Source organism: Bdellovibrionales bacterium, assembly GCA_041662785.1.
Lineage (GTDB): Bacteria > Pseudomonadota > Alphaproteobacteria > UBA9219 > UBA9219 > UBA8914.
Window position 1 is genome coordinate 26,272 of sequence record JBAZRW010000011.1, and the last position, 10,063, is coordinate 36,334.

The following is a 10,063-nucleotide window of genomic DNA, read 5'->3' on the forward strand; positions in this document are numbered from 1 at the left end:
TTAAGTCTTATGAAGTTTTTTGTTGATACCGCCGATTTGTCAGAAATAAAAGAGCTGGCCGCAACAGGCCTTCTGGATGGGGTGACAACCAACCCCTCGCTGGTCGCAAAGTCGGGCCACAGCAACTTTATCGAACTGATCCGCGAGATCACGGCCATCGTCGAAGGGCCTGTGAGCGCCGAGGTTGCCTCAACCGATTATGTCACCATGATGGCCGAAGCCCAAACGCTGGCCAAGATTGCGGACAACATCGCGGTGAAGGTTCCGTTGACCCCAGCAGGTCTTAAGGTTTGTAAGAATCTGTCCAGTAATGGCACGATGGTCAATGTGACGCTATGCTTCTCAGCAGCGCAGGCCATTTTGGCCGCCAAGGCGGGCGCGACGTTCGTCTCGCCCTTCGTTGGACGGCTTGATGATATTGGCCAAAGCGGCATGGAGCTGATTGCCGATATTTGCACCATTTATGGCGCTTATCCTTCCTTTGATACGCAAGTGCTTGTGGCCTCGGTGCGCTCGCCCATGCATGTGGTGGAAGCGGCCAGAATGGGCGCGGACGTCGCTACGATCCCGCCATCGGTGATCCGTCAGTTGTTTAACCATCCTTTAACCGACAAAGGCTTGGCGCAATTTGTTGAAGACTGGAAAAAGACCGGTCAAACTATTCCAGTGTAACGGGTAACGCCTATGGCTCCTTCATCAAAACGCCCTTATCTCGCTGTTGCTGGCCTTACGCCAGAAAACGTGCGCGGCTTTTTGATGGAGAACCCCGACTTTCTGGTCGATAATGCCGATCTGATGGAAGAGCTTGTCTCGCCAGAGCTGCGCAGTGGCGATGGCGTGCAAGACTTCCAGCATTATAGAACGGCAAGAATTCAAGAAGAGTATGACGACCTAAAAGCCGAGCACGAAGATTTGATCGACCTTTTACAGGAAAACCTTCAGCGCCAAGACCGCATGAACGCTGCGATCCTTGCTTTAATGGATGCGCCCGATTTTACCTCAACCTTGCGCCTGATCGGTCACGACTTCGCCACGCTGCTGAATCAAGAGGCCGTTGGCTTTTTCCTAGAGGCAGGCGGCTGGCTGGATGTCGGCGACTATGACGGGCTTAAAGTTGTGCCACCGGGGGTTGTTAACCGTTGGATTAATGGCCGCGACGTGATGCTAGAGGAAGTACCTTGCGGTCTTGTGGATTTGTACGGGGATAAAGCCCCTGCCATCCGCTCGCAAGCTCTCGTGCGCCTTGTGATCAGGGAAGGGCTTCCTCATGGGCTTCTGGCCCTTGGGCATAGCGATCCTATCCAGTATGCCACCGATCTGGCGACCGAACAGGTCGAAACCCTTGGCGGCGTGGTCGAGCGTTGCCTTGCCAAATGGCTTTAATGGGCAGAAGCGGCGCTAGCCTTAAAACGACCCTTGGACGCATTAACCTTACCCTTCGTACTTAACAAAATAAGAATTATTGACGGGTGGCAAGGATTGTGGATATTGCCTCTTGACCTCATAGGGCTGCCCGCGTATGAATGCGCCTTCCAAAAGAGATGATAAAAAACCCATAAGGAACAACGATGGCTAATCATAAATCTGCCGCCAAGCGTGCGCGGCAAACTGTTAAAACTAATGAGCTGAACCGCTCACGTCGTGCCAAAGTCCGCACCCTGACGAAAGCGGTTGAAAAGGCCATTGTCGGCAAGGATCCGGAAACGGCTGTTACGACTTTGCGCTCTGCTGAATCTGGGTTGGCTCGTGCAGCAAGCAAAGGCACACTGCATCCTAAGACTGCCGCTCGTAAAACCTCGCGTTTGGCAAAGGCCGTCAAGAAAATTGCCTTGGCTAAAGCCTAATCCTTTCCGAGCAGAGTCCCGTGAATTTTAAACGCGCGATCCCACCAAGGGACGCGCGTTTTTTTTGTCAGAAAAATCCAATGTGAAAACTATCCTTTTTCCAATCATGGCATCATTAATTTTATGGTGAACAACTTTTGATTTATCGTTTCATGCGCGTCACATTTTTTTACAAAAGAAAAAATATTTTTCCGATTCACACACGAAGACCCATTGTAAAACGAATCACTTTTGTTCTATGGTGCATTTCTGTTCGCCGAAGTTTGAATGCTTGCCAATACGGGTTTCTCGCGGCTTTTTATAAAGCTTTTTTAAACCCGACCCCTGTAACACGTTGCGTTTTGAGTGAGGACTTCCATGGTATCGATGGCCGCTAAAAAGCAGACAAGTGAAAACGCGCAAGTGTCCGATCAAGTTTTCGACTCCTTAGATACCGCTTCCTCTCCCGATTTTGCTTCCCCTGTTTGGACACAACTGCGCGATCTTTTGCGCGACCATTTGGGCGAGACGGCCTATCGCCGTTGGATCGAACCCGTCAAGGGAAGCGTTGTGCTAAACGCCAAGGGAGATTCCGCTCTTTCCATCTCCGCACCGACGCGCTTTATGCGCGACTGGATCGAAGCCCATTACGGCGATGTTGTTCGTATGTTGTGGCGTAAACTTGTTAAGGCAGGCGGTGTTGAGTTTGTTGTTGCCTCCCCCCTCTTAAAACCAGCTGCTACAACACAGGATCTTGTGAACGCAGGGGCCTCACCTGTTGTGACAGCACTGCCTCCACAACAAGCCGCCGCGCCTTCGTTTCCGTCCATGGTTTCCGCAATGCCGCAAGGCTCGCCCAGCGATGAAGCCGCCCTTGATCCACGCTTTACGTTTGATAATTTCGTCGTAGGCAAACCCAATGAACTGGCCTATGCCGCCGCGCGGCGCGTGGCCGATACGGAAACGCCGACGTTCAACCCGCTGTTCCTTTATGGTGGCTCTGGCCTTGGCAAAACGCATTTGATGCACGCGATTGCGTGGCAAATTCGCCGCAACTTTCCCAATCGCCGCGTCATCTATATGTCCGCTGAAAAGTTCATGTATCAATTCGTGCGCGCGCTTCGCTACAAAGACACCGTCTCATTTAAGGATCAGTTTCGTTCGGTCGATGTTTTGATGATCGATGATGTGCAGTTCATCGGCGGCAAGGACACGACGCAGGAAGAATTCTTCCACACCTTTAACGCGCTGGTGGATCGCAACCGCCAAGTCATCGTTTCCGCCGATAAATCGCCGCAGGATCTGGATCGCGTGGAGGAGCGCTTGCGCTCGCGCCTTGGTTGGGGTCTTGTTGCTGATTTGCATCCCGCCAATTACGAATTGCGCCTTGGCATTTTGCACGCTAAAGCTGAAAAGCTAGGCTGCGCCATGCCCGACAAGGTGATCGAATTCTTGGGCCACAAAATCACGTCCAACGTGCGCGAGCTTGAGGGCGCGTTGAACCGCATCGTTGCGCATTCACAGCTGGTGGGACGCACCATCTCGCTAGAGATGACGCAAGAAGTCTTGGCCGACGTGCTACGCTCAACCGAGCGTCGCATCACGATTGACGAGATTCAAAAGAAAGTGGCTGAGCATTTCAATATCCGTGTGTCGGATATGCACTCCGCCCGCCGCGCCCGCGCCGTGGCAAGGCCGCGTCAGGTTGCGATGTATCTGGCCAAGCAACTCACGCCGCGCAGCCTGCCGGAAATTGGCCGCAAGTTCGGTGGCCGCGATCACACCACGGTCATCCATGCCGTCAAGAAGATCGAAGAGTTGTCAGCCTATGACAACGCCTTCCGCGAGGATGTCGATCTGCTCCGCCGCTTGCTACAGGGTTAAGAGATAAAAAGGGAAGCTACTTCCCGACGATGCTGAACCCAAGCTTTTCGATCGCCGCCGTCAGCTCGCCAAAGCCACCTATTAGCGCATCCGCGCCAAGGGCCTCCCAGTCGTCGCTATAGCCATGCGTGATGATCACGCATTTCACGCCCGCTTGGCGGCTGGCCAGCACATCGTTCATGCCATCGCCAACGAACAGGGTTCCTTCGGGCGATACGTCCATCGCCTTAAGCAGATTCAAGACGTGATCGGGGTGAGGCTTATGCACCATATAGGTGTCGCCACCCGCGATAGCCGCGAAATAGCGCGTCAGGTCAAGCTGATCAAAAATACGCCGCGTGGCGGCTTCTTGCTTGTTGGTACACATGGCCAGTTTAACGCCAGCCCCCGACAAGGCCTCCAGCGCCTCACGCCCGCCCGCATAAATCTGCGAAGGGTCGGCGGGAACCTTGCGGTAATGCGTGATAAACTTCTGAACAAAGGGATAAACGTCGTCCTGTGGCAACCCGCCCGTAGCCGTAAGGGCGCGGCAGCACAGCTCCATCATGCCATCGCCCAAAAAGCCCTTAATTTGCTCTAAAGGCAGGGGAGGGCGGTCACATTCCTCCAGCATCAGGTTCAGCGCTTGCCCTATATCAGGGGCGCTGTCCAGCAAAGTGCCGTCACAATCGAATAAAACCGCTTCAAGCCGTTGCATTTAGCCCCCCGAACAGTGATAATATGTCTTCATGATTTTCTCTTCCTTCAGGATAAACCGACAATGACCGACAAGGCAACGCCTGTAAACCAACCTCCCTTAGCCTGCGTTATTCTGGCGGCAGGGCAGGGGACGCGCATGAAATCCTCTCTGCCTAAGATATTGCATCCGGTGGCCTCCTTTCCCATGATCCATCATGTCGTGAGGGCATGCGAGGCTCTTGCGCCGCAGAAGGTCGTGGTCGTCGTCGCGCCCGCTATGGAGCCAGTGCAAGCGGCAGTCGCGCCCCATGCCTGCGCCATTCAGCAGCAGCCCCTTGGGACAGGCGATGCGGTGAAGGCCGCGCGTGAGGCTCTGAGTGGCTTTGAGGGGCATATTCTGGTTCTATTTGGCGATACGCCGCTGATTACGCCTGCCTCACTTACGGCGCTGCGTGAGCGTTTGATGCAGGATAAGGCCGCACTGGCCGTTGCAGGCTTTGTGCCCGCCGATCCTGCCCCCTATGGCCGCTTGGTCATGGACGAAGCTGGTAGGCTGCAAGCGATTGTCGAGGCCGCCGATGCCACGCCTGCGCAAAAGGCAATCACGCTTTGCAACGGCGGGATAATGCTGTTTAAGGCCTCCGCCTTGTGGTCTTTGCTGGATCAGGTCGGCAACGATAACGCCAAGGGCGAATACTACCTGACCGACTGCATTGCTCTGGCCGCCAAGCAAGGCTTGCCAGTGACCACGACAACGCTGGATGCCGATGACGTGCGGGGCGTGAACACACGCGTGCAGCTGGCCGAGGTCGAGGCCGTGATGCAGAGCCGCTTGCGTAAGGCGCATATGCTGGCGGGCGTTACAATGATCGACCCTGCGACGGTCTTTCTAGCGGCAGATACGGTGATGGGTCGCGATGTCTCTATCGGGCCGAACGTTGTCTTTGCGACAGGCGTTGTGATCGAGGATAACGTCGAAATCCGCGCCTTTTCCCATCTGGATCAGGTCACTGTGAAAAAGGGCGCGATCATCGGCCCCTTTGTCCGGCTGCGCCCCAAGTCGGTGATCGGCGAGGCCGCCCATATCGGCAACTTTGTTGAGATCAAGAACACAAAAGTCGCTAAGGGCGCAAAGGTCAACCACCTTTCCTATATCGGCGATGCCTCGGTTGGCGAGAAAACCAATATCGGCGCGGGCACGATCACCTGCAACTATGACGGCTTTACCAAGGCTCATACGGAAATAGGCGCGGGCGCGTTTATCGGCTCAAACACGGCTCTCGTCGCGCCCGTCACAATAGGCGATGGCGCGATCATCGCGGCGGGCAGCACAATCACGCAGGATATCCCCTCGGATGCTTTGGCCATCGCCCGCGAAAGGCAAACGAATACAGAAGGTTGGGCGGGACGTTTTCGCGCCTTGCAAAAAACAAAATCGTGAGGCGAGAATAACGTGAAAATAGGGTGACATGACGGAGATTTTGCTTTTTGTAATGTCCCGCGCTATGATCCCATGAACAAATAACCCGAAGAGGCACACCATGAACGAGATCATTAACGAAGAGACCCTGAAAAAGAACGTCAAGGACAAGGACACTTGGCTGCGCTTTGTGTATCTGGTCGTTTTCGGGTTTGCCTTTTACCTGTCCATTATCCTGACCTTTGCCACCTCGATCTTTCAGTTCTTGGCGAAGTTGTTCGGCGGCCATTCCTTTGTCGGCCTAGCCGAGTTTGGCGCGAACCTCGCCACCTATCAGGCGCAGGTTACCCGCTATCTGACGTTCTCCTCGGACGAAAAGCCCTTCCCCTTCGCGCCGTTTCCAGCGGAGAAACAGGCGGATGTTACGGACAAAGTAGCCGAGTAACCCTACCACAAGCTCCCCTAAGGTTCTTATGACTCATAGCCTTCTCGCCGACATCGGGGGTACAAACGCTCGTTTTGCCGTTGTCGATGAGAAGGGCGCTGTAAGTCGTATCAAAATCTATGCCGTTCGCGAAAACCCGACCCTTATGGGTGCGCTGGAGTCCTACCGCAAAGAAGAATGCGCCGACCTTTCTATTAAGGCGGTGGCCATGGCCATCGCGGGGCCGATTCTTGGCGATAGGGTTCCTTTGACAAACTCGGACTGGGTTTGCGACAAGACTGAAATTGCGAACGCTGTAGGCACACCCCACGTTTTTATCCTAAATGATTTTGAAGCGATTGCTGTCGCTATCGGTTCGATGAAGGCCGAGGACACCATCGTCTTGCAAACAGGGCAACCCTTGGATTTCGCGCCTCGCCTTGTGATGGGGCCCGGCACGGGCCTTGGCATTGCCGCGCTTAAGCCTGTTCAAGGCGGCGGCTTTGAAGCCATCCGAACAGAAGGCGGCCATGTTCGCTATGCCCCCGCCAATGACCGTGAGCACCAGATGATCCGCCTGCTTTCGCGTGAACTAAGTTTTGTCAGTGCCGAGGATTTGATCTCTGGCCCAGGTATTGTGAATCTTTACAAGGCTAATTGCATGCTGGTGGGGGAGGCTCCTGAATTGAGCGACCCCGCCGCCATAGTGCAGGCCTCGCGTGAGGGTAATCCGCTGTGTAAGCAAGTGCTGGGCGATTTTGCCGCGATCTTCGGTAGCGTGGCCAGCCAGATGGCTTTATCCTACATCGCGCTTGGCGGCGTCTATCTGACGGGCGGCGTATTGGAAAAGTTGGGTGCCGATTTCGATCAATCCCGCTTTTTAGAGCGCTTTGCGACCAACCCGAAAATGGCCAGCCTTCTGGCCCGCGCCCCCGTCTATCGCGTCAAGGCCAGTATCCCCGCGTTTGAGGGTCTTGAGCGTGTCGTGGGACTTCTATTATAGCGTTGGCTTGCGCGGCGGGACGCACTGTTTAATGACACAGTCCACCGCATGAACAGCCATTTCCTTATCAAGGATAACAGCAGAAACATCTGCCGCCATCATGCAAGTGTGCGTTTCCGCATGACTTGAAGGAGAAATATGTTCCGCAAAAAGATGGCCAAGGACATTCACATCAGCCCTTACGCCAGCAGCAACGCCCGATACTGAATCCTCAAAGCTGATATAACGACGTGGGTCAGGCGTCGTTATCCCGCGCCTCGCCGCCAATGATTGAATAGAATCGTGGTAGCACTTTGGATCAGGCTTCCTTCCGCAGAAGAGCCATTGAGAGCCATCTTTGTCAAAATAGTGCTTCAATCCGGCGGCCTCAACATAACGAAGGGCTCTGTCAGGCTCGCTGCCCGTGGCGATGCACATCGGAACGCCAGCATTATCCAAATAGTCTAGAAGACCTTTAAAAAAAGGATGTACTTTAATCGGCTCATTCGACAATGGCGACCTCTTGCGAATAGCCATGATTTCATCCTCAACCGATTGAGGAACCTCTAGGCGGAAATGATCACCAACAGTCTTACGAATGCGATATAAAGGCATCCCTGCATAACAGCGGTAGCACCGCGTGTCCGTAATACCATGCGTAGCTTCAAGCCATTCCTTATGAACATTCCCAATCGTATCCAAGGCGACGCTTTCATTATTCACAACAAGCGTGCCGTCCAAATCGAAAATAGCACCATCCAGACGGTCTATATGACGATCTAAAACAGAAAAGTCATAAGTAAAAGGGGGGACAACCGACAGTTTAAATTCGGCTGGGGGCAAAGAAGCCATCATCCGGCCAAGATCACTTGCGAGCCGTTTTTGCTGTGTTGAAAATCCTACTGACATAATGTGTCTCCCTAATTAATGTGATTAGGCTACGTTTCGGGGTTTAGCCCCAATGGAAATAAGGTGGTAGGCGGCAGTTTCATTCGCGTTCTGTAAAAGAGATTGTAAGGATTCTTGTGTCAACGCTTCAAGGGCGCTTACGCTGAAAATGTCGTTCTTGCTAAAAGCAATAGCAAGGCCGGCGTTAAAGTTGTCACCTGCGCCAACCGTGTTGGTTAGCTCAAGATCCAAGGTTGAGGCCGAGGCCGATACGGTCTTAGTGTAAGCTTCAGAGCCGTGCAAGCCCTTTGTGAACACGGCCATTGAAGCGCCCGCGTCCAGCCAGATTTTGGCAACGTCTTGCATGCTCATGTCGGGATAGGCCCAGCCGATATCGGCATCGCTGGCCTTCATGACATGCGCTATGCGCGCCCATTCAAGGACGAGGCCGCGATAACGCTCAGGATCCTTGGCAATCGTGGGACGGGTGTTCAAGTCATAGCAAACAAGGGCGTTTTTCTTGAAGCGATTGGCGAACTCTAGCCATGCAAAACGAGCCGGTTCCATAACCGTTGAAATAGAGCCAAAGCAACAAATCCTCTTTTCGTCCTCACCGCCCAAAGCCGTGGGGAGGTCTTCGATTTTTGTCATTTGCTCGGCTGTATCGCGGCCATAAAAGGAAAAGGCGTTTTCTTTACCGGGTCGAATGGAAATAATGGCAAGCGTTGTGTTGCGATCAACCCGAATAACGCCAGAGGCATCAATGCCGTTGTTTGTTAAAGAGGCGTAGAAACGCTCGCCAAACGTATCTTGTGACATGGGGCCAACAAAGCCGATTTGAATCTTGTCAGTTAGATTTTCACGTTTAACCGCACGTGATGCACCCGTCGCTCCATTGAACTGCGAGCCACCAAGCAGAAATTTAAAGTCACCGGATCCTTCGACTTTTTCCAAAAGATCGGCGACAACCTCGCCACAAAAATAGATTTTAGACATGAGGTCTGCGACTCCATCAAGGATTGATTTCGCGAAGGTACTGGCTGAATATATTTTCGTCAAACAAAATTGAGGTTAACACAAAACTTTGACTATTTTATTAATGAGTTGTGCGAAAAAGCCATAATGGTTAATCTGTCGGTAATATCTATGTTGAAAGGGGCTCTTCACATGCATTCTCTTGCCCGTATTCTCTCAACCCGCTTTCTTACGCTTAGCGTTAAGGAATCGGCGTTGTTGCTGTTTGCCGCCTCGGTTGGCTCATTGTTGACGGCCTATGTGGCGGAGACATTTTTTGGCGTTCTGCCGTGCGTCCTATGCCTTTACCAGCGCGTACCCTATGCCGTGGTCGTCGTACTGTCTTTGCTGGCCTTCGTAAGCACAGTTCTGATTCGCGGCAGGGCAGCGCGAGGCCTACTCCTCCTATGCGCCTTCGCATTTTTTGTGAACGCCGGTATCGCATCCTTTCATTCAGGGGTGGAGCTTCACTGGTGGCAGGGCACGGACGGCTGCGCGGTCAATCCGCTTGTGATACAAGAGCTCAAAGACCCCACCGCCGCGCGTGAGGCGTTGATGGCAACGCCCGTTGTGCGTTGCGATGCGGTTAATTTCACGTTCCTTGGCTTCACGATGGCGAACTGGAACATTCTGGCCTCGCTGGCCTTTGGCGCGTTCGCGCTTTTCGCCGCGCGGCGGCGGAAGGGCTAATCCCAACAAGCTTATGAACTGACGCGTAAAGAAAAAAGAAAACGGGATCCCCACTTTGCCCTTTCGCCCGCCGCATGTGCGGCGGGACGAGGGCGCGGGGATGACGATAGAGGGTTTAACTTATACACAAAACCGGCATAATGATCAAAAAGGTGTGGGTAGATTTCGTATAAGTTTATGATAGATTTGAGGAAAAGGGAGTTTTTGAAGGTGTCACAACAAAAACTGTCCGAAGTGTGGATGTTTTTCGATCTATCGAG

The 10,063-nt window shown here is 53.3% G+C and carries 11 protein-coding genes; 8 read left to right on the plus strand and 3 right to left on the minus strand.

The window, feature by feature from the left end:
* Positions 1-9: 9 nt before the first annotated feature.
* The 4 genes from fsa to dnaA all read left to right on the plus strand — a co-directional run bounded on the left by fsa (position 10) and on the right by dnaA (position 3,707).
* A complete protein-coding gene (gene fsa, locus WC612_07375; protein MFA6280591.1) occupies positions 10-672 on the plus strand; it encodes a fructose-6-phosphate aldolase in 663 nt (220 codons plus the stop codon).
* Between the two features lie 12 nt (positions 673-684).
* Complete coding sequence (locus WC612_07380; GenBank protein MFA6280592.1) at positions 685-1,383, plus strand: DUF484 family protein; 699 nt, start codon at positions 685-687, stop codon at positions 1,381-1,383.
* 185 nt (positions 1,384-1,568) lie between these two features.
* Positions 1,569-1,844, plus strand: a complete 276-nt coding sequence (gene rpsT / locus WC612_07385; protein MFA6280593.1) for a 30S ribosomal protein S20 — start codon at positions 1,569-1,571, stop codon at positions 1,842-1,844.
* Between the two features lie 357 nt (positions 1,845-2,201).
* A complete protein-coding gene (gene dnaA, locus WC612_07390) occupies positions 2,202-3,707 on the plus strand; it encodes a chromosomal replication initiator protein DnaA (GenBank protein MFA6280594.1) in 1,506 nt (501 codons plus the stop codon).
* Between the two features lie 16 nt (positions 3,708-3,723).
* Here the strand turns inward: dnaA and WC612_07395 are convergent, their stop codons facing one another.
* Positions 3,724-4,404 (minus strand): HAD-IA family hydrolase, encoded by a 681-nt coding sequence (locus WC612_07395; protein ID MFA6280595.1) that lies wholly within the window; start codon positions 4,402-4,404, stop codon positions 3,724-3,726.
* Positions 4,405-4,467: 63 nt separating this feature from the next.
* Here WC612_07395 and glmU point away from each other — a divergent pair, with 63 nt between their 5' ends.
* The 3 genes from glmU to WC612_07410 all read left to right on the plus strand — a co-directional run bounded on the left by glmU (position 4,468) and on the right by WC612_07410 (position 7,232).
* The gene (gene glmU, locus WC612_07400) at positions 4,468-5,826 is read left to right on the plus strand and encodes a bifunctional UDP-N-acetylglucosamine diphosphorylase/glucosamine-1-phosphate N-acetyltransferase GlmU (GenBank protein ID MFA6280596.1); all 1,359 of its coding nucleotides are present in this window, start codon (positions 4,468-4,470) and stop codon (positions 5,824-5,826) included.
* Between the two features lie 100 nt (positions 5,827-5,926).
* Positions 5,927-6,250: a DUF4389 domain-containing protein gene (locus tag WC612_07405; GenBank protein MFA6280597.1), complete on the plus strand. Its 324-nt coding sequence runs from the start codon at positions 5,927-5,929 to the stop codon at positions 6,248-6,250.
* Between the two features lie 28 nt (positions 6,251-6,278).
* Positions 6,279-7,232, plus strand: a complete 954-nt coding sequence (locus WC612_07410; protein MFA6280598.1) for a glucokinase — start codon at positions 6,279-6,281, stop codon at positions 7,230-7,232.
* On the opposite strand, the gene WC612_07415 is transcribed toward WC612_07410, so the two are convergent.
* Positions 7,227-8,120 (minus strand): HAD family phosphatase, encoded by an 894-nt coding sequence (locus WC612_07415; GenBank protein MFA6280599.1) that lies wholly within the window; start codon positions 8,118-8,120, stop codon positions 7,227-7,229. The genes WC612_07410 and WC612_07415 overlap by 6 nt on opposite strands.
* 24 nt (positions 8,121-8,144) lie before the next feature.
* A complete protein-coding gene (locus WC612_07420; protein MFA6280600.1) occupies positions 8,145-9,095 on the minus strand; it encodes a PfkB family carbohydrate kinase in 951 nt (316 codons plus the stop codon).
* Between the two features lie 171 nt (positions 9,096-9,266).
* Here WC612_07420 and WC612_07425 point away from each other — a divergent pair, with 171 nt between their 5' ends.
* On the plus strand, positions 9,267-9,803 hold the full coding sequence (locus WC612_07425; GenBank protein MFA6280601.1) for a disulfide bond formation protein B: 537 nt from the start codon (positions 9,267-9,269) through the stop codon (positions 9,801-9,803).
* Positions 9,804-10,063 lie beyond the last annotated feature (260 nt).

Excerpts from the sequence above, each read along its gene's own strand:
- fsa (MFA6280591.1), top strand. The coding sequence starts at position 10 with ATGAAGTTTTTTGTTGATACCGCCGATTTGTCAGAAATAAAAGAGCTG.
- WC612_07380 (MFA6280592.1), top strand. The coding sequence starts at position 685 with ATGGCTCCTTCATCAAAACGCCCTTATCTCGCTGTTGCTGGCCTTACG.
- rpsT (MFA6280593.1), top strand. The coding sequence starts at position 1,569 with ATGGCTAATCATAAATCTGCCGCCAAGCGTGCGCGGCAAACTGTTAAA.
- dnaA (MFA6280594.1), top strand. The coding sequence starts at position 2,202 with ATGGTATCGATGGCCGCTAAAAAGCAGACAAGTGAAAACGCGCAAGTG.
- WC612_07395 (MFA6280595.1), bottom strand. The coding sequence starts at position 4,404 with ATGCAACGGCTTGAAGCGGTTTTATTCGATTGTGACGGCACTTTGCTG.
- glmU (MFA6280596.1), top strand. The coding sequence starts at position 4,468 with ATGACCGACAAGGCAACGCCTGTAAACCAACCTCCCTTAGCCTGCGTT.
- WC612_07405 (MFA6280597.1), top strand. The coding sequence starts at position 5,927 with ATGAACGAGATCATTAACGAAGAGACCCTGAAAAAGAACGTCAAGGAC.
- WC612_07410 (MFA6280598.1), top strand. The coding sequence starts at position 6,279 with ATGACTCATAGCCTTCTCGCCGACATCGGGGGTACAAACGCTCGTTTT.
- WC612_07415 (MFA6280599.1), bottom strand. The coding sequence starts at position 8,120 with ATGTCAGTAGGATTTTCAACACAGCAAAAACGGCTCGCAAGTGATCTT.
- WC612_07420 (MFA6280600.1), bottom strand. The coding sequence starts at position 9,095 with ATGTCTAAAATCTATTTTTGTGGCGAGGTTGTCGCCGATCTTTTGGAA.
- WC612_07425 (MFA6280601.1), top strand. The coding sequence starts at position 9,267 with ATGCATTCTCTTGCCCGTATTCTCTCAACCCGCTTTCTTACGCTTAGC.